The organism is Pseudovibrio sp. Alg231-02 (genome assembly GCF_900143565.1).
Classification (GTDB): domain Bacteria; phylum Pseudomonadota; class Alphaproteobacteria; order Rhizobiales; family Stappiaceae; genus Pseudovibrio.
The window spans coordinates 136,887-156,384 of sequence record NZ_FREX01000009.1 but is presented as its reverse complement, the minus strand read 5'-3'; the positions used below and the strand labels follow the sequence as shown (position 1 = coordinate 156,384).

Sequence of the window (19,498 nt, the reverse complement as noted above, 5' to 3'; positions counted from 1 at the left end):
CGCCCTGCGCGAACCAAGTGGTTAACTCTGTTATTTTCTAGAAGGTGTTTTATGCTTGGACAGCGCAACGATAATAATCCGTCACTGGAGCTTGTTTGCCCAGCCGGTACACCAGCTGCTCTTAAAGCCGCCGCAGAAGCGGGCGCACACAGCATTTACTGCGGTTTGCGCAACGAAACCAACGCTCGAAACTTCCCCGGTCTGAATTTCTCTGAAAAGGAGCTGAATGCCGGGGTTCGCCTCGCTCACAAGCACGGTTCGCACGTTCTTGTTGCTGTGAACACGTTTGCCCGGGCGGGTGACACACACATCTGGAAGCGCGCGGTTGATGCTGTTTCTGCATCTGGTGCTGATGCGATCATTGCTGCCGATATTGCAGTGCTTGACTACGCACAAGAGAAGCATCCGAACCTGCGTCTGCACCTTTCCGTACAAGCTGCTGCGGCAACACCGGAGTCAATCAGTTTTTATCAGGATACCTTTGGCGTGCAGCGTGTGGTTCTTCCACGTGTCATGTCCGTTGAAGAAATCGTCAAGCTCAATAAAGAGGTCACGGTCGAGACTGAAGTCTTTGTGTTTGGCGGCCTATGCGTGATGACGGAAGGGCGCTGCGCTTTGTCTTCATACGCTACAGGCAAGTCTCCAAACCTGACTGGCGTTTGCTCCCCTCCAGGCGATGTTTCTTACGACGAAGATGGCAGCAATCTTTATGCCCGTCTGGGCGGCTTTACCATTGATGGTTTTGGTGAAGGCGAAACTGCTGGATACCCAACGCTCTGTAAGGGACGCTTTAAAGCAGAGGGAGAAACCTCCTACCTGTTTGAAGACCCAGTTAGCCTAAATGCTGCAAGCTTGTTACCGCGCCTTCAAAAAGCAGGTGTGACCGCAGTTAAGATTGAAGGTCGCCAGCGCGGTAAAGCCTACATTTCACAGGTGGTGAAAGCCTTTCGTGCAGCTGTTGATGCCATGGATGCAGGCGGCAATGCAGAAGAAGAAGTTTCAGCCATGTTGAGCGCAATGACAGAAGGTGGACGCGAAACCACCGGCGCCTACAAAAAGATCTGGAGATAAGGACCAATCATGAGCAAGATCGAACTTTCCATTGGTCCTAACTTCTTCAACTGGTCCAACGAAAAACTCGTCGACTTTTATGCGCGTGTAGCAGATGAAGCTCCTGTTGAGCGCGTTTACATTGGCGAAGTTATTTGTGGCAAACGCATGCCGTTCAACGACAAGGTGTGGCCTGAGATTTATGAGCGCCTCACCAATGCAGGTAAAACGGTTGTCTTCTCAACAATTGCGCTGCCCGTCACCATGCGTGATCGTAAGTCCATCAATGCCCTTTCAGCAGATTGCGAGCTGGTCGAAGCTAACGATATTGCGAGTGTTCACAAACGCTCGGGCGAGCCTTTCGTTGGTGGGCCGTTCCTCAATATCTACAATGAGCAGACAGCGAAGGTTCTCATAAACCTGGGTATGGAAACGTTCTGCCCGCCTGTTGAACTGCCGATCAAGTCTGTTGAAGCGATTGCGCAGGCTCTGCCAGACCTGACCATCGAGCTGTTTGCATTTGGTCGTCTGCCACTGGCCGTCTCTGGTCGCTGCTACCATGCACGCGCTCACAAGCTGCATAAAGATAACTGCCAGTTCATCTGTGACCGTGATCTTGATGGCATGGACGTAACGACACTGGATGACCAAAAATTCCTTGCAGCGAATGGTATTCAAACACTGTCTCACAGTGTTCAAGCCATCACGCTTGGCCGCGACGAGCTTTTGACAAAAGGCGTTGGCCGCTTGCGTCTTTCACCGCATGATATTGATATGATTGCGATTGCCGAGATCTATCGTGATCTCGTTGACGGAAAGATTGAAAGTGCCGAGGCCGTAGCACGTCTGCAAACACAACAGCTGCCTGGCGCGCTGGCAAACGGATATGTGACCGGAAAACCCGGGCACCTTTGGGAAGCAGACTAAGATTTCAGGAAAGGCGGGGCTTCGGTCCCGCTTTTAGTTTGACGGGACCATTCCGCTCATCACGTCAAAGATCATTTTACAGATTTGCTCTGCGGCCTCAGCACGCAGGCTTTTCTGAAACTCGACAGCTTCCGCCGCTTTGCCTTCTTTGATGAACTTCAACAGCTCCCAATGCTCCTGAGCGGAGTTGACAGGGGCACCATGCGCTTTCAGCAACATGTTACGCGCGCGTTGCGATCTGTCCCAGAGCTGTAGGAAGACAGTTTCCAGATGCACGTTGCCGCTGAACTTGACGACATCCTCGTGAAACTTCTTGTCAGCAGATGTCCAAACGCTGAGGTCTCCACGTTCAAGTGAAAGATCCATCAGGGTAACAGAGTCTTCCAGTGCACGTGCTTGCTTTTCGCTAATTGGCTTTTCAGCAAGTTTGCGAATAGCAAGCCCTTCAACAACTTCAAGGATCTCGTAGATCTCCGAGATATCGCCGACAGTGATTGGAAGAACGCGCATACCCTGACGCGGGCGCATTTCCACGAGCCCGTCCTTCTGCAGCATTAGCATGGCCTCACGCACTGGCGTACGGCTCATTTCCAGCTGGGTAGCCGCTTCCTGCTCAAGCACCTGCGTACCCGGACCGAGCCGGTTTTCGAGGATTGCTTGCTTCAGTTTGCGATAAGCGATGGAGACGTTAGACGTGGACGAAGGCATTTCCAAAAGGTGAGTTCGAGTAAAGATCGTTTTTCTCTATCACCCCCCTTCTACATTGTCGATATTTCCGCTAAGTCATGATAAATTGCATTGCACATATAAAATTAATTTTATCTATAGAACCCATAGGGTTCGGCCATTTACTCTAATCAGAATTGATTATTTATAACCATGCTTAATCCGTGGGTTATCCCTGCCAAACCGTGACTGCGTAATACACAAACAGATATCGGGCCACTTTGCCGATTGCGACCAGCACCAGAAAGTTCATGAATTTCATGCGCAAAGTGCCGGCAATGAGTGTGAGTGGGTCGCCAATGATTGGCACCCATGCGAGCAACATTGAGGCTTGTCCGTAACGCTTAAACCAGCGCACAGCTTGCTTGAATTGATGCTCTTTTACCGGGAACCACGACCGGTCTTTATAGTGAGACAGAAAACGTCCGCAATACCAGTTGAACACTGAGCCGGCCACATTGCCCAGCGAAGCTGATGCAATCAAGATCACCGGATCCCAACCTCCCGCTAGTAACAAGCCGCTGAGGACTGCCTCTGATGAGCCCGGAGCTAGCGTGGCAGCTAGAAATGAAAACGCAAACAAGCCACCATAAACACCAAGAGCCACGAGCATCTTAAGAAAAACTCCAAATCACTTGAGTAGTAATATTTCACAGCATATTGAGCCATCCTCCTGTGCACGCTATGAAGGGGCTCGTTTTGCTTGAGCGCATTTTTCCGATCAATTGCAACTAATTAAATGGAAAGCGCTGAAGGAGCTCTATGCTAAGACAAACAGTTCGGAAATAAGGCATTCCGACTAGTTCTGGGGGAGAACATGGATAAACAACAGAAAATAAGTGTTGTCGACATGCATACAGGCGGCGAGCCGCTTCGTATTGTAACCGACGGCTATCCGGAGATCCCTGGCGACATCATTTTGGCAAAGCGTCGCTATGCACGAGATAACCTTGACCACCTCCGGCATTTTTTGATGTTTGAGCCTCGTGGTCATTTCGATATGTACGGCGCGATCCTCGTTGAACCGTCTCACCCGGATGCTCATTTTGGTGTGCTCTTCATTCACAATGAAGGTTACAGCACCATGTGTGGTCATGCAGTGATAGCTCTGGGACGATACGCAATTGATCACGGGTTGGTTGAGGCCAAGTCACCCATCACTGAAGTGCGCATCGAATGTCCTTGTGGGTTGGTTGTTGCTTCCGTCGAGGTCGATAACGGTGTTCCTGGTGCAGTCTCCTTCGATTCCGTGCCAGCATTCCTTCATTCTCGCGACGTGACGGTTGATGTGAAAGGCCTGGGTGAACTGACCGTCGATGTCTCCTATGGAGGCGCATTTTATGGTCTAGCGCCTGCTTCTGCGTTTGGCTTGGATGTACAGAAATCCCGAACACGTGATCTGGTTGATGCTGCAAACGCTGTAAGCGATGCTATTCGTGCAGCAGTGACGCTTCAGCATCCGGATGATGCTGATCTTGCATTCCTGTATGGAACTATCCTGACAGATGGAAATGACGCTTACAGCGCTGACCCAACTGCGAACATCTGCGTGTTTGCTGACAGCCAGGTAGACCGCAGCCCAACCGGGTCCGGTGTAACCGCACGATTGGCTGCACAAGCCGCGAAGGGTCTGATTAGCAAAGGGCAGACGCGGCGATTTGAGAGCCTGATTGCAACAAGCTTTGAAGGCACTTATTTCGCGGATGCCAAATGCGGGCCACATGATGCGATCATCGCGCAGGTAGCAGGCAAAGCACATTACAGCGGAGAAGCAACCTTCTGGCGGGAAAACGATGATCCTGTTGGTAACGGCTTCCTACTGAGATAACTCTCTGTAGTTTTTCAGGTTTCGATCAAGTTTCGAAAAGTGGCAGGCTCCGCTTTCTCGTCAGAGAGCGGAGCCTATAGGTTTTTGCTGGAAATAGTTGCGGGTTAAAGCTAGAAAATACGAAGAAATTCAAAAAGATAACCGAAACTTTTCGGTAGTAATCGGGGGTGATCAGCAATGGCAGTTGATCCTAAGCGTTTTCTGAGAGACCTGTTTCATGCGGCCATTGAGTCCGCTCAACCGGAAAAGTGCATCCCGAAGTTTTTGCCTGACGCGCCCAAAGGGCGGCTCATCGTTATTGGTGCAGGGAAAGCCTCCGCAGCCATGGCACGGGCCGTGGAAGATAACTGGCAAGGCCATCTCAGTGGTCTGGTAATCACACGTTACGGCTACAACGTTCCTTGCAAATCCATCGAGATTATTGAAGCGGCGCATCCAGTGCCTGATGAAGCAGGATTGGCTGGAGCTAGGCGCATGTTGGAGCTTGTTTCTGATCTTTCTGCTGATGACACAGTTCTCTGCCTCATTTCCGGTGGCGGTTCTTCGCTCCTACCCTTGCCGTTTGAGGGGCTTTCGCTGGAAGACAAGCAGTGCATCAACAAGGAGCTGTTGCGGTGTGGCGCTACGATCAGCGAAATGAACTGTGTGCGGCGGCATCTCTCGCAGATCAAAGGCGGGCGTTTGGCTGCAGCGTGTCATCCTGCCAAAGTGATCAACCTGCTGATCTCCGACGTTCCCGGTGATGATCCGATCAACATTGCATCTGGTCCAACGGTTGCTGACCCGACCACCTGTGCCGAAGCTCTGGCGATTGTGGAGCGGTATAAGATTGAGCTCCCTGCAAGAGCATTGGAGGTTCTTGAAAGTGGCGTTGGTGAAACGCCGGATGAAAGTGACCTGAGCCTCGGATCTGTTGAGACGCATATGATCGCGACGCCGCAGTTGGCGCTGGAAGCCGCAGCATCTGTTGCCGAGAAACAAGGTGTTCCAGCTTACATACTGGGTGACAGCATCGAGGGCGAAGCAACGGATGTAGGCGTTGTGATGGCCGGGATTGCCAAGCAAGTTGCCTCGCATGGACAGCCGTTCAAAGCCCCTTGTGTGTTGCTTTCTGGTGGTGAGACGACAGTCACGATCAAGGGCAATGGTCGTGGAGGGCGAAATGTGGAGTTTCTGCTCTCACTGGCAGTTGCTTTAGACGGCCAGCAAGGTGTCTACGCCCTTGCTGGAGATACAGACGGCGTTGACGGGATTGAGGAGATTGCAGGGGCTTACTGTGATCCTTCCACCCTACAAAGAGCCTGGGGCAAAGAGATCAATCCGCGGCGATCCCTTGCTGACAACGATGGGCATGGGTTTTTTGAGGCGATTGGCGACAATGTTATCACCGGCCCGACACTGACGAACGTGAACGACTTTCGTGCGATCTTTATTGATGCCGTTTAGGCCATAGCGTTCATTTTATCTCTCAGATCGTTCAGGCTTCTGGACGAGTAAGTTGCTTAGGCTCATAGTGAGTGGATGCTTGATACGCTCAGTGACATCCTCACCCGCCTTTCTGTTAAAGGCACGCTTTACTTCCGCACCTCCTTTACGGTGCCATGGGGTGTTGCCGTGCCGTCCTTTGAGAATGTGGCACGTTTTCATTTTGCCCATCGTGGGGATTGTATGGTGCGGGTGAAAGAGACGGGCAAGAAGGTATTGCTTGCTCAAGGTGATTTGCTGATCGTTCCTCATGGCGCCGCACATGATATCTATTGCGGGCGCTCTGAGGAGGAAGTCATCCTGCCGCTGGATCGTGTTCTGGAGCTTTCCGGGTACAACGGTGAAGGTGTGCTGGTTTATGGCGGAGAGGAGGATGAACGTGAGACACAGCTGATTTGCGGTCACATCTCATTGGCTCGCAATGCCCGTCATCTCATCTTTGATCAGCTGCCTGATTACATCCATATATCGAACTATGGAGAAGCCGCAGGGCGTTGGATGGAGGCCACCCTGCGTCTGATAGGAGATGAAACACATGGCACACGCCTTGGCGGTGACCTGATCGCGCTTAAAATGACCGAGGTTTTGTTTGCTCAGGCGCTGCGCAGTTTCATTGAGCAGGAAGGTGAAAAGCACCTCGGGCTTGCCGGGTTCGCTGATCCGCAGTTGAGCAGAGCGCTGGCCGCCTTTCATAAGGCTCCAGCACGCGAGTGGAGCGTAGAAGGCTTGGCGCGGGAGGCAGGTCTTTCGCGGACTGGATTTGCGACGCAGTTTTCCAGCAAGATGGGCCTTACACCCATGCAATACCTGACCAGTTGGCGCATCCAGATTGCGCAGCAGGGTTTGGTTGACGACCAGATGAGTGTATCTGAAGTGGCAGCGCTTGCTGGATATGCTTCTGAATCTGCATTTACGCGGGTTTTCAAGAAAGAAGTGGGTTTAACACCAGCGGCGTATCGCACATCCCATTAAATAAAATTAGCTCAACTGTTCTACTTTTAGATCCATCCTGAACGATCTGCATATTCCTTTGAACGTCCTGAAATTGAGCTAAACGGGAGCTTCTCCTAATCTGACTGTGCCCAAAACGAAAGACCGACACAGTCAAAAAGGAACCCTGTCATGTCCCTCCGTTTCGTTACAAAAAGTATCCATGCTTATCTGGATTATCCCGTTGCCTTTGCCTTGATCGGTTTGCCCTTTATTCTTGGTCTTGGAGCATCCAATCCATTGGCGCTCTGGCTATCTGTTGGCACTGGCACAGCAGCGTTAATTTTGACGCTTCTGACGGATCACCAGTTTGGTGTACTCCGTGTGCTGCCTTACAGCCTCCATCTGGCCGTTGATGGAGCGGTTGGTGCGCTCTTCTTGCTCGCACCTTTCCTCTTCGGCTTCACTGGACTGGACGCAGCCTATTACTTTGCTAACGGCTTGGCGGTTGCGATTGTGGTGAGCCTGCACAAACCAGAGACCGAAATGGCAGCAGCTTGAGGCAAAGCCCCTCACCGCCTGCACAACCAATAAACCGTAGGTGTCGGAAAGAGGCCTGCGGTTTATCCCATTTTTACTGAAGCTCTTGCCAATGCAGGTTCGGAATAGCCTCTCCAGAAACTGTATTGCGTCAGGAACAAGCCAACGCGATAAATGAAGTCCGCGAAGATAACACCAGCCAAACCGTAACTCATTGAAACACCGAATACATAGGCCAGCGGTAAGAAAATGAGCCATTGCGTGATTGCTGAGACTGTCCACGCTCGCCCAAACAGTTGAGCACCTTGCAGAACATAGTTCATCACTGCTCCCGCAATGTTGATTGGCAAGATTAAGCAGGAGAGAGTGAACACCATAATGAGTTGCGGTTCATCCAATGCTTCTCCCAGCAAAAGGGTCAGGACATCCTCAGAGAGCACCATGACGAGCAGTGCGTAGATCACAATGGGATATGCAGCACCTGAGATCATCTTCAGACCAACCTGTTGGGCTCCCGACAGGTCTTTAGCCCCAACTGCCTGACCTACCTGACTGATCGCGACGCTTCCCAAAGCATTTGCCACATAAATCGGGATGAGTGTTGCCTGAGTGATGACCTGATAGACGGCCAAAGCTAAAACACTGAGATGCCCGACAATCCAATAGCTTGAAAAGATCCCAAGAGCGTAGATTGTGCTTTGAGAGGCTGACAGGATTGCCTTCCTCAAAATCTCGATGATCAAAGGTACAGACAAGACTCCAAGCCTCAGCTTTTGCTGCGAGATCGCTTGTAGTGCTGCTGACACATAGAAGACCGCTGCAAGCGCAAATGCGATGAACGTGCCGAAGCCAATTCCTGAAATTCCCAGTTTAGGAGCGCCAGCCCAGCCGAATGCCAGCGCTACAGTTGCAATGGCATTCACTATCTGCGTTCCAATGCCGATGTAAGAGACGGTCCACGCTTTGCCGACAGCAATAAGGAGACCGCGGGAGGCGCCGCACATGTAGTAAAACGGTGTCGCATAAAGGAGAAACTCCAGATATCGTCTTGAAGCTTCCCTGACTTCAGCGTCCGGATTCATGAAAACAAGTATGTCTTCGAGAAAATAGATTGAAGCTATAGTTAGCAAGAGCCCAAAGCTTACGCCCAGGATCAGACAGACCACAAACGCGTCCAGCACTTCGTTGTTTTCTCGACTGGTCAGAAACCCAGCAGTGAAAGATTGGATTGCGATGGAAAAGCCGTTGGAAAATGAAAACAAGACGAAAAACATCATGCCGCAGATTCCGACCGCAGCGACAGCGGGTGCACCGAAATAACTGGAGACGTAAGTATCTGTCCAGTTGGTGAACAAAGCAGCGCTGCCGGTGAGGAAGAGCGGTAACGCCCGCAAATACATATGCTTAAACGAAATCATCGAAGTATGGATTGCCGGAGAAGAGGTAGGAACTTAACATAGCCAGCATACACTGTTCCAATGAGAGCGATAGGTGAAAATAAGTAATTCAACCTATATTTTATCTTATGCTTCTAGCTGATCTGTCTTTTCTTCATTTTCTGAAAGTAACTGTTTCGATCAGCACAGTAGCTCCTTTGTAGAAGTGCCAATCTCAACTGCATCGAGATCTTCATTCCAAGATCTCTTCCACTCATGGTGAGGAGTATGCCATGGCTGAGACAACTGCATTTGATGAGTTGGTTCGGGCGTTTTCGTCCAGTTTTGATCTGGACCTGCCGGAACCGTGTAATGGTGCCTACTTTTTCTGCGTTGATGAGCGCAGTCATTTGATTTTGTGTCAGCATCATGAGGATTTTATCATGATGGCACTGACGAGTGGGCTGCGTAAAGTTGACCTTTCTGCTGATCAAGCCCTCATGCTTTTAAAAAGCAACGGCAACGCATTCACTCAACCACATATCATCGCGTCGATCACCGGGCAGCGCGTATCTCACTGGACCGAGGTTTCTACGGGCGGTGGTGCTGAGCTTATGCGCGAAGCGTTTGATTTGCTCCTTGATGCAAACGGACGACTGGAGCGTGCACAGCCTTCTGCTGAAGAGGGGGCCCTCGATGAAATCCATGTGCCTTTGCCCAAGTACGGCTCAGACATGGTGATCATTGGCTCCTGATCGCTCTGACAAATCAATGGAATTTACTGTTTTCACGTTGGTGTTCCGGCGCTCCTGAAGAATGGAGGCCAACACCGGGAATTTATGAGGTGTCCGATGGGTCGTTCTCCAATTCATTCAAAAATTTCGCAGCCTCAGGTCAATCCAGATCAACAAGGGGCTACGCCTAAGAAAACAACCAGTTCTCATAAAGGGCATAAGCTGGGCCATACCGAGCCAAAGAATGTGCATCGCTTGCTGGACCAGCTGGATGAGCTGAACGGAAAGTCTACACAGCACAGCCGCCCAGCAAAAGCCGGGGCGAAGGACCCCCAACTGCGCCCACTCGCTTATCACAAGCATCATAAACCGGAGGGCGAACCTTCTAACCCAACTGATGGCATGTCACGCGCTGCGAAAAAGCTTCGCTATGAGGGCTACCGTTTGCCTTCAGAAAAGTTGATGGGGCATGGCGCGAGCAATACCGCGACATCCTCACAGCAAAGTGCAAAGACTGTTTCGACTAAAGCAGAGCCTCCGCTCGCTGCGCATGCGAACACACTTGATCATATGGGCTCAGATCCTGATTTAAGCGACTACGTTATTGTTGACACTCCCAAGCCTGAGGGAAGTAAGACGTCTGCCGCAAATGGTGCGTCACAAGCTGTTGAGCAGTCAAAATTGGAAGCCGCTGAGCAGCCAACCGCACCTCAACCACGCAGCGAACTGTTGGAGTTGAAACCACATCCGGCAATGCTGGCTATGCATGAGTTGGATTTGACGGTAAGCCCGGAGCTTGAGCAGCAATTCCAAGCGTATCAAGAAAAGAAAACGGCCTTTATCAATGACCCGACAGGCACTGCACATGAAGGACCGGAAGCAGCAAAAAAGCAACGGCTGATCACAGGTCTGTTGGGTATGGCTCAAGACAAGGCTGACACATATCTGCGTATGCAGTTTAGAACCGGGCTGGACAATGATGCACGTACGTTGGCCAAGCAAATCTTTGAAGATGCCGCTCATGATCCTCGCTTCCTTGCCTTCCTGAAGGTCGCGGCACTGGCTGCACCAGAGGATTTGTCCAGTAATCACAAAGAGCTGCTGGTATTCCTGAGCCAGAACCTGAAGGCGCTGAATAAAGAAGTTGTTGGCGACGTCAACGCGCTCATGCGCCAGAATGCGTTTAGTAAAGGCGTGAGTGAAGCAGTCGACACCGCCAGAGAAAATGCTGTGACCGAGCAGGATGTGCGTTATCTGGATGAGGTCGAGAAAGACATTGTCACCTATCGAATGGCGACTTCCAAGCAACTGGGAGAAGCGCTGAATGCCAGCAATGATTTACTGGCAGCCATGAGCTTTGGTGATGCGATCCATTCCAGCACAGAAAGCCTCTCGCACGAGAATGGTCGGGCGCAATACGCGCTGGCCAGCCTGCGTGAGGTGGCCTCGCAATTGACTGAGCAGCACCTGGCGGATCATCACAGTACCAAGAAGACTGAGACATGGATCGCTAAGCAGCCATGGGCGGCGCTGGTTTCTGTTTCCATTCAAAAAGATGGCGGATACTACAACATCAACACGGAACTGCGTCACGATCCTGCTCCAAGAAAAGTTGGCAACAGCACGTTCTTTGACAATACCGATGTGGTCCCGCAATTGGGACTGACGAAGAGCGAGTTGCGCGACAAGCCCCAGCTGGTTCTGAATGGTCTGCGCTCCAAGGAGATGATGGAAGCACTGAAGTTGGTGCCTACTGGCGAAGACGGCGTAGATGATTTGCCCATCGTTGAAAAGCCAAGTGATCTGGCCATGGCGTGGGGAAGTACACTCGTGGAGGCTAAGCAACGGGGCGATAACATTTCAAAGATGTTACCCGACTACTTCATCCTGAAGCAGGTGCGCTATCACAAGATAGAAGGCTTCCTGATCGAGAATGACATGCTGGAACCAGCCTGGGTGGTTGAGTACAAGCCGACCTCTCATACGATGTCAGAGATCGGCAAAATGAGAGCGTTGCCGCAAGCTGCTGCTAAGAATCTGGCTGCTCTGACTGTCAACCTGAATGAGTTGAAAGACAGTCAAACCAAACAATTTGACGAGCTTTCTTCCATGAGAGAGCGTTTGGATAATTTCTTGAGTACCAAGGGCAATGGCCTGCTGATGAGCTTTGGAAAGGCACACTTTGCGCTGGATAAGCTGATGGAGCATGTGCGCGATGACGTGCACGCCCGGATTGAAAAATCTGGCGGAAGCCTGAAGAGGATCCAGAAATGGATCTCTGAGCAGCCATGGGTCGCATTGTTTGATGTTTCTGTCACACGTCCTGAGGGAGGCAAGAAGAGCGAGTATCTGATTTCTGTGAAGCAGAAGACTGCTCCTGAACCAGCTCACACAACCGTTACGGTTGAAGACCCGGAAACGCAGGAAGCTGGGGCAACAGCTCCTCAGGCACATGATGAATTTCCGGGAGTGACAGGCACCTTGCGGGCGTTGTTAGAGCCCAAAATTCGAACTCAACTCATCCTGAAACCAACCGGTGAAGCCAGCTTGGGTGCGGAGGTTGTTGAAAAGCCAAGTAAGTTGGCACGGGAATGGGGTGAGCTGCTTGCCAAGGACGCTCAGGCTCAAGAGTCCCTGCCAGATTTTCTGGAACTACGGGAAGTTCAGTATCACAGTGAAACCAGAAACGTCTTCAGGAAAGGACATCTGAAAACGTGTTGGGTGCTGGAGTTCAAGCCTGAAGCTCTGAATGCTGGTAGGAGCTAAAGCTTGGGGAGTGCGGTCAACTGACTGCACTCCTGATCTTTAATCGTCAGCGCTTGTAGATGATTGGGAACCAGTCTTCTCGCAAGATTTGCCCTGGCTTCATATCATGACCCGGGAATGGCGGAGATGTGCGGCCCGGACGTTCGATATAGCGGGCATCATCGCCCAGCAGACGCAGTGAGAATGCGCGGCGGCGCTGTTCTGTGGTATTACCGCGTGCGCCGTGCAGGGTGTAATAGTTGAACGCGACTGCATCACCCGGTTCCATCTCCCATTCGCGGATCGGCATGCCTTCTGCATCAGGGTCCGGGATTGGCATGTACTCGTCGCTGTCGCCATAAAAATTCTGCTCGGACAGCCAACGAATTGGCAGCACGGGCTTTTCCCAAAGATGAGAACCAGCGACGCAGCGCAAGGTGGCGCCTGTTACCGCGTCCATTGGCGACCAGAAGCTGACGGTCTGCTGTCCCTCAACAAAGTAGTAGGGTCCATCCTGATGCCATGGCGTTGCTTTGGAGGTTCCAGGTTCTTTGACGAGTACGTGGTCGTGGAACATCTGAACGGTTTGGGATTGCATCAGGTCTGCTGCTGCTTCTGCCGCTGGTGAGTTGTTCACCACCTCGACAAACTCAGGAATACGCTGCCAGTTGCAGTAGTCATCAAAGAAGCGGCCGCCCTCGCCTTCCTTCAGGTTTTCTGCTGCATATTCTCCCGGCTCTGCCATGTTCCGCTCAATACCAGCCCTGATCAGATCTACATGATTCTTAAAGAGGCCCTTGATCAGTACGACACCTTCGCGCTGATAGGTATCGATGTGGTCCTGAGTGATAAGTGAAGATGGCATAGTCCCGTCCAGTCTGTTAGCGAAGCCGACAGTCTGGACGAAGAGTCACGCTGGATAAATACAACTTATGCTAAGCGATCTGGAGATTTTCTCAGGCAACCGTTGCGAAGGGCTGACCGACTTTAACCAGAGTTTCTTTACCTGCAGCACTGTTGGCGACAAGATCTTCGCTGAAGTTTACCGCACCCGGCTCAAACACGACAACAACTGTTGAGCCACCAAACTTAAAGAAGCCTTTTTCATCCATCTTAGCGACGTGGCCAGAAGTCTTTGTATTTACAATGCTACCGACACCAAACGCGCCAACTTCCACGTAGCACATGGTGCCCGCATTTTCGGTCTTGAGCAGTGTGTAGCTGCGTTTGTTTTCGCCGAACACATCTGGACCAGCGCCCAGAGCAATCGGGTTTACAGAGTGGTAGGCTCCCTGAAAGTCTCTTGCGTTAACAATTTCGCCCGCACAAGGGAAGTGATAGCGGTGATAATCTGCCGGGCACAGGCGCACGATTGCCAGTGAACCACCGATAAAGCGATCTGCGATATCTGGCAGCATTTTGCGGATGGAGAATGGATGGCCTTTCACTGGGGTGAAGGTGTCTTCATCCAACTTAGGGAAGACTAATACACGACCGTCCGCTGGGCTGACGATGGTGTTTGCGCCAGTATCGAACGGACGAGTGCCTTCTTTCAGGTGGCGGATGAAGAACTCGTTGAAAGACGCGAAGCTCTCCTGAGGGTCTGCAAACTCTGCTGTGTCGATGTTCAGCTCATCAATCGCGCTCTGGATTTTGCCTTTGGAAAGCGGGCTGTCATAATACCAGCCCATGGCCTTGCTGAGCGCAGCGGAGCGGAACAACAGCTTTTCGATCAGGCTTGAGCTGGCGTCCTGATAGGCCCAACGGATCCACTTCTCCCCCAGAACCGTTTCTTCAAACTCTCTGCCGGTTTCACGGTCAATAACGATAATGGGTTGTTTCTCAGACATCTGGCAGCCTTGCTCGCAAATTACGAGGCTTTACTAGGTGAGATACTCAGAGAAGGCAAGCCGCGCGGCAAGTAACCATTCGTTTTATTTCAATATCTGCAAGTGGTCACAATTCTATCTTCACTAGTTCGCTCAATTCTCATGTCTAACGCCCGATTATGCCTCAAATCCAGAACATCAGAGACTAAGTTACAACCAACAATCCATCTCGTTGCGGAGTTTCCTATGCCGGAGAACAAGCTCACTTCAGAACAGCACCACTGGGCGCAAAAGGTCTACAGGCGTTTGCAATGGAAGTTCCCATTGGTGGAGGGAGATCCCACTGAGGAGGGTGAATTTGAAGACATCCCGCTTGATGATGTTTCCCTTGATGCAACGGCTGAGAGCAATGAAGAGGTCACTCAAAAAACCGATGCGGAACCAGATGATGAGCTGACTGCCCGCAAAAAAGCGCACGATGCGGAACTCGGCAATCTCTTCAAGCGTCTCAGAAAGGCTGCCAAGTCCATCAGGGTTGCCGGAAAACGCAAACCTGTGTTTACCGAAGAGGATGAAAGTCAGGATCTTTTTGAAGCAGCTAAGCAGCTGGGAGAAGAACAGATTGAGCTGGCTAAAGATCTGGTTGGCAAAGAGGATGAGAACGGTTTCACGGATCTTGTCTCAATCAAAGCGCACGCCGACAAGGCGGACCAATACCTGAAGACAATGCAATCCGCCTATCAAAAAGGGCGCGGTAATGCGGTTGAGGAGTTGGTTGAGCTTAAGAAAACTGCAGCATTGCAACAAAAGCGCGTTGAGGATGTCTACAAAGAGCGCGAGCCTGTCTTGCTCTGGAATGTGGACCTGTCTGCAGTCGATAAGGCTTATGACGCTGCGCAAGACAACTTCACGGAAATGAACAGAGCGATCTCCGGTTATGTGGTGTCAGAGGTCGACAGGACTCTTTCAGTTGCAAAAGAGAGATACACTGTTCTGAAAGATGCGATGGACAGCGCGAAACGTTACGCGGATGCTGCTGGTACCGCGCTTTTGCTGAAGGTGTCGATCGCTCAGCGAGAAATTCGAGATCTGGCTGGTCAGCGCGTCACATTGGATAATAGCCCGCAGCAGCAAAATACCTTTGATAAGGTCTATGGTGAAGCAGCGGCTGCAGCAAAGAAAGCAAACGATGCTGTCCTCAGCAACCGCGGCATAGACTGTGAGAACGCACTGGAGGAAACGGAAAAGCTCATTTCGCAGATGCAGCAGGTGTTGTTGCAGGCAGTTGTTGGAACTTCAGAGATCGAGATCACTCCACCGGAAGGTTTCGATGAGGAGGAACTCAAGAGACTTTCAGGTGAAGTCACCGCTCAGGAAAGCACTGTCGAGGGACTTAACGGTCAACGGGATATTGTAAAGAACCACGGTGTCAACTTCCCCTCTTTCGAGGCAGCTTATCAATCTGCCCGTACGGCGATCCTAAGCGCGCGTACCGATCTCCTGGCCAAGAGTGTCCGTCTTGCTCAAGAGAGCATCATGGACATTCGTGACTGTGCGGCTGACATGCGGGACTACATAACTGAAGCGGAATCAATGCTTCAGATTCAAACTCAGCAAATCGAGGATCTTCGCAGAACACTCGAACCACTGGCAGACACGCGCAAAGATTTTGAGAGATACGCGCAGGCTGACGAGAAGTTTGGTGGCAAGCAGTTGGTGCGCTTTGATGCCCTTTGCGGTGAAGTGACTGCACTTATTGATTACGCAGAGGCCTGCGTGGGTGGCCAGCGGGTTGAGGAAGCTGATCAGGCTATTGGAAACTCACGCAATGGATTGAAAAAACTGGAGAAAGAAACCCGTAGCTTGCAGTGGATGCCGCAGGTCAACACTGCTGCGACTGAAGCTGAAGCCCGGGAGATGCTGCAAAAGGCAATTGCACTTATCAATGTGGAACTTGAAGATTATGACAGTATGGGCAGTGTCTTCAGAGACAATGAAGAGCGATTGATCTACACCAACCTGCATGACAAGGCCGCAGGCTTTGCCGAGCAAGCATCGGTCCTTATGGAACGGAAGAGGTTTGAGGCCTCAGAGGACGCGCTCGACAATGCTCGTATTACGCTCGATTCCATGGAAATTGCCTATGAGCGCGGCGCGAATACTGCTGCAAAAGTTGAGGGTTATCTTGCAGATGCCGAAGCTGCGAAAGACCGGATCAACGCTGTGTATGAGCAAGGGATCGCTCTACAAGATCCTGACCATAAAAACGACTTCCTGAGCTACAACAGCATTGCCAATGATTTCGCCTTTCAGGTGGAAGGGCTGATTGCAGAAGGTAAAGTGAGGGATGCACGGGCCATTTTGAGCAATCTCAAGGTCGCTCTGGCAAATCTGGAACGCTGCGTTACGCAGGCACCGCGGAAGAAAAAGAAAAGAAAAGCTGAACCCGCACCGAACCCAGCGCAGCAACAGGCACCTCTTGATCCTCATAGTGCGGAGCAGGCTGAGCTGGTGCAGCAATTTGATCAGACCCGCGCCGCTATCAATACGATTTTCAGTCAAGCACGACCGCATTGTGTTGATGAGTATGTGACTGATCTGGAAGCTGCCTATGCTGACGCAATGCAACATCATGAAGAAGGCAGTACGGCACTTGCCGGAGATGATCTGGAAAGCGCACGTGCATCTCTTTCTGAAGCAAAGAAAGATCTGATCATCCTGCAGAAGATACAGGACAACAGCCGACAAATCCTGAGCTCATTGTTGAATGGTTTGTCTGAAGGTGCGGCATACTATGAGAACATTATTGCCGGAATTCATCAAAAACGCGCTGAGTTTGATGCCTGGAACATCGACCTGACTTCATTTGATAGCTCTTACAAAACCTCTCAGGAAACGCTGACTAATCTTCGCAAAGCGATCAAAGATCAACTCGTCGACTTTGCCAAAACCATGATGGACAAGATTGAGGATGACCGGAGAGCTTTTGAGGAAGCCTATGAAGCAACACGCATCGACCGAGATAATCTGCGCTCTGAAATGATCCTAGAAGTCGGTGACAGGCAATCCTTATTGTCAAAGCTGTATGCCGATCAGTATCGCTTTGACGGAAATGAGGCTCTTCTTGAGCGCTTTGCGATACATCACGCAAGGGCATTGGTTTGCATCCAGATCATGCTGGATCATCTAAAAATAGATGAAGGGAAGGAGGCGGAGAAGCAGTTCGACAAGTTCAATGAATGCGCATCGATCTTACAAGAGATGTTGCAGCAGGCTCCTGCGCCAGCTGTTGAAGAAGAAAGCAAAGACCAGACACCGGATCTTGATGCCAAGGAAGATGTTAAGATTGGCATTGAGCAAATCTATCGCGAACTCAAGTCCTATGACAGAAGCAAGGACCTCTTTAAGAACTCCGAGGAGCTCGCTAAATTTGAGAGCATGGTCAAGAATGCCGAAGCTTATCTCAGCAAGGCAGAAGATCTCGCTCGGATAGATGAAGCCAGGGATGCTCTTGAGAATGCCCAGATTGCTATGGAGAGCGTGCGAATTGCGTTTGAACGTGGGCAACGTACTGCTGCGAAAATTGAGAGTTATCTGGCGAAAGTTGAGGAACTGACTGATACCGTCAACAAACTTTTCGGCCAACGCAGTGCTATTCAGGATGATGACGATCTGGCCCTCTTTATAGACAACAACGAAACAGCCAGTGAGGCAGCTTACAAGATTGAGAGTTTCCTGAGCAAAGGCAGGGTTATGGAAGCAGAGGTGCAATTTGGCTTCCTTAACACCATTATCGCCAATATGGAGCGGAAGCTGAAGCAGCAGACAATCAAGAAACGTAAAGCCATTTTCAAGCGTCGTGGAGCTGTGCGCCACGGCAAGAAAAAGTAGTCTGCCAGTGTACATTTTCGCTGGCGTTTCAACATTTGTTGCAAGCGGTGTTTGAATACGTTTGGCAACATTTTTCTGTAATTCTGCCCCGAGTTGTTTGCATTTTAATTCGGGATTGGAACGCAGAATGAGACGCTTTTTCACGACAGGTTTGTGCCTGGTCGCCATTGCTGGTTTGGCGGGTTGCCAGACAACAACGCCCGGGCAAGGTCGTCTAGGCGGTAAAGCGGTTAACTTTGAAGTGACCGAGAACTTCTTTGGCAGTGGCGGAGCAGCGACAACGGCCACATTGCCAGATGGCGAGGTGTTTACCGGTAAGCTCGTTACTGCGAAGAGCCAGACCACCAACATTGGAGAAAGCGACTTCGATGATGGGTTTGATGATTTCGACGACTTCGATGATTTTGACGGCTTTGACGACGGGCCGTTCTTTGTCTCCACCTTCTCAACCACATACAGCCCTTATGCCCGCGGTGTTTTGTTCAGCGCAAAGCGGAGCATGCGCTGTGTTGTAACGCTTTCCAATCCGGCTGATGGTTTCTCTGATGGTGGTGTTGGGCAGTGTAAGCTCTCTACTGGTGGGTCGTTCCCAGTCGAGTTTTAGAGAGCGAAATTTTTCTCACACTGTGCTTTTTGTGATTGCCGACCAAGTTGCCCCTGACCTACAGCCGGTTCAGGGGCTTTTGGCTGTGGTGACTGCGTTATTTGAAACGACTTCCAGACAGCCAAAACCGACATTTAACTTTTCGGGATTGGTGAATTACAATGAAGACTATTTTCAAGGTGGGTGTGTGCGTTGCTGCTGTTGCAGTTCTGGCGGGTTGTCAGTCCACCACAACCGGACAGGGACGTGTTGTCAGCAAAGACGGCAAGAACTCCCAGAGCGTGACTTTTCAGGTGACGGAAGAATTCCTCGATGATGGCGCGGCCTCCGCTGTGGCTACTCTTTCCAGCGGCGAGTTTTTCACCGGCAAGCTGGTGACTGAGAAAAAGCAGACCGAGAGCGTCGAAGACGGGTTCTTCTATGACGATGACGACGATGATTTCTTCTCCTCCAGCTCTTCCACCACGTACAATTCAAGAGCCAAAGGCGTGCTGTTCAGCGCTGCTCGCTCCATGCAGTGCCAGATTACTCTGAGCAACCCAAGCTCTGGCTTTTCAGATGGCGGCGTTGGCGAGTGTAAGATTTCTACCGGCGAGACTGTGCCGGTTCAGTTTTAAGCAGACCTTAGCTAAAGCAGTTCGCATTTAAGCTGAACTGCTTTAGCTGTTGTGCTTGCGTATCTTTATCCGAAAACCGGTTTCCACTTTTCGGAGATACACTGAAAAAGCCTGAGAAGCGCATTGCCTCTCAGGCAAGTTCAGCAGAGGTACTACCTCTGCTCGCTCTCTATGCTTGTTAAATCAAAGCCAAAGCTTGTTCTGGGCTCCCCAATG

At 51.0% G+C, this 19,498-nt stretch carries 16 protein-coding genes; 11 read left to right on the top strand and 5 right to left on the bottom strand.

Features of this window, described 5'->3' with window-relative positions; genetic code table 11:
- The first annotated feature begins 51 nt into the window (after nt 1–51).
- Both ubiU and ubiV read left to right on the top strand, forming a co-directional pair.
- Nucleotides 52–1,071, top strand: coding sequence for a ubiquinone anaerobic biosynthesis protein UbiU (ubiU, locus tag DHN43_RS21285; protein WP_057461646.1), 1,020 nt, complete (start codon nt 52–54; stop codon nt 1,069–1,071).
- Between the two features lie 9 nt (nt 1,072–1,080).
- Nucleotides 1,081–1,977 (top strand): ubiquinone anaerobic biosynthesis protein UbiV, encoded by an 897-nt coding sequence (gene ubiV / locus DHN43_RS21280; RefSeq protein ID WP_063304365.1) that lies wholly within the window; start codon nt 1,081–1,083, stop codon nt 1,975–1,977.
- 33 nt (nt 1,978–2,010) lie between these two features.
- Here the strand turns inward: ubiV and DHN43_RS21275 are convergent, their stop codons facing one another.
- Both DHN43_RS21275 and DHN43_RS21270 read right to left on the bottom strand, forming a co-directional pair.
- The gene (locus tag DHN43_RS21275; protein WP_057461644.1) at nt 2,011–2,685 is read right to left on the bottom strand and encodes a GntR family transcriptional regulator; all 675 of its coding nucleotides are present in this window, start codon (nt 2,683–2,685) and stop codon (nt 2,011–2,013) included.
- Between the two features lie 187 nt (nt 2,686–2,872).
- On the bottom strand, nt 2,873–3,316 hold the full coding sequence (locus tag DHN43_RS21270; RefSeq protein ID WP_108819957.1) for a YqaA family protein: 444 nt from the start codon (nt 3,314–3,316) through the stop codon (nt 2,873–2,875).
- Between the two features lie 204 nt (nt 3,317–3,520).
- Here DHN43_RS21270 and DHN43_RS21265 point away from each other — a divergent pair, with 204 nt between their 5' ends.
- The 4 genes from DHN43_RS21265 (at nt 3,521) to DHN43_RS21250 (ending at nt 7,507) form a co-directional block, all read left to right on the top strand.
- Nucleotides 3,521–4,531, top strand: coding sequence for a proline racemase family protein (locus tag DHN43_RS21265; protein WP_108819956.1), 1,011 nt, complete (start codon nt 3,521–3,523; stop codon nt 4,529–4,531).
- Between the two features lie 177 nt (nt 4,532–4,708).
- Complete coding sequence (locus tag DHN43_RS21260; RefSeq protein ID WP_108819955.1) at nt 4,709–5,977, top strand: glycerate kinase type-2 family protein; 1,269 nt, start codon at nt 4,709–4,711, stop codon at nt 5,975–5,977.
- 75 nt (nt 5,978–6,052) lie between these two features.
- Nucleotides 6,053–6,988, top strand: a complete 936-nt coding sequence (locus DHN43_RS21255) for an AraC family transcriptional regulator (RefSeq protein ID WP_108819954.1) — start codon at nt 6,053–6,055, stop codon at nt 6,986–6,988.
- A gap of 150 nt (nt 6,989–7,138) precedes the next feature.
- Entirely contained in the window at nt 7,139–7,507 is a 369-nt protein-coding gene (locus tag DHN43_RS21250) for a hypothetical protein (RefSeq protein WP_063309316.1), read from the top strand.
- 62 nt (nt 7,508–7,569) lie between these two features.
- On the opposite strand, the gene DHN43_RS21245 is transcribed toward DHN43_RS21250, so the two are convergent.
- Nucleotides 7,570–8,904 carry an MATE family efflux transporter gene (locus tag DHN43_RS21245; protein WP_108819953.1) on the bottom strand — a complete coding sequence of 445 codons (1,335 nt, stop codon included), beginning with the start codon at nt 8,902–8,904 and terminating at the stop codon, nt 7,570–7,572.
- Between the two features lie 251 nt (nt 8,905–9,155).
- Here DHN43_RS21245 and DHN43_RS21240 point away from each other — a divergent pair, with 251 nt between their 5' ends.
- Complete coding sequence (locus DHN43_RS21240) at nt 9,156–9,617, top strand: hypothetical protein (RefSeq protein WP_108819952.1); 462 nt, start codon at nt 9,156–9,158, stop codon at nt 9,615–9,617.
- A gap of 96 nt (nt 9,618–9,713) precedes the next feature.
- Nucleotides 9,714–12,362: a hypothetical protein gene (locus DHN43_RS21235; protein ID WP_108819951.1), complete on the top strand. Its 2,649-nt coding sequence runs from the start codon at nt 9,714–9,716 to the stop codon at nt 12,360–12,362.
- A 46-nt stretch (nt 12,363–12,408) separates the two neighbouring features.
- Here the strand turns inward: DHN43_RS21235 and DHN43_RS21230 are convergent, their stop codons facing one another.
- Nucleotides 12,409–13,206: a phytanoyl-CoA dioxygenase family protein gene (locus DHN43_RS21230; RefSeq protein WP_108819950.1), complete on the bottom strand. Its 798-nt coding sequence runs from the start codon at nt 13,204–13,206 to the stop codon at nt 12,409–12,411.
- A 91-nt stretch (nt 13,207–13,297) separates the two neighbouring features.
- Nucleotides 13,298–14,191, bottom strand: coding sequence for an archaetidylserine decarboxylase (asd, locus tag DHN43_RS21225; protein ID WP_108819949.1), 894 nt, complete (start codon nt 14,189–14,191; stop codon nt 13,298–13,300).
- Between the two features lie 225 nt (nt 14,192–14,416).
- Here asd and DHN43_RS21220 point away from each other — a divergent pair, with 225 nt between their 5' ends.
- The 3 genes from DHN43_RS21220 (at nt 14,417) to DHN43_RS21210 (ending at nt 19,282) form a co-directional block, all read left to right on the top strand.
- On the top strand, nt 14,417–18,061 hold the full coding sequence (locus DHN43_RS21220; protein ID WP_108819948.1) for a hypothetical protein: 3,645 nt from the start codon (nt 14,417–14,419) through the stop codon (nt 18,059–18,061).
- 127 nt (nt 18,062–18,188) lie between these two features.
- The gene (locus DHN43_RS21215) at nt 18,189–18,665 is read left to right on the top strand and encodes a hypothetical protein (RefSeq protein ID WP_063286588.1); all 477 of its coding nucleotides are present in this window, start codon (nt 18,189–18,191) and stop codon (nt 18,663–18,665) included.
- Nucleotides 18,666–18,826: 161 nt separating this feature from the next.
- Nucleotides 18,827–19,282 carry a hypothetical protein gene (locus DHN43_RS21210; RefSeq protein ID WP_108819947.1) on the top strand — a complete coding sequence of 152 codons (456 nt, stop codon included), beginning with the start codon at nt 18,827–18,829 and terminating at the stop codon, nt 19,280–19,282.
- Nucleotides 19,283–19,498: the final 216 nt, after the last annotated feature.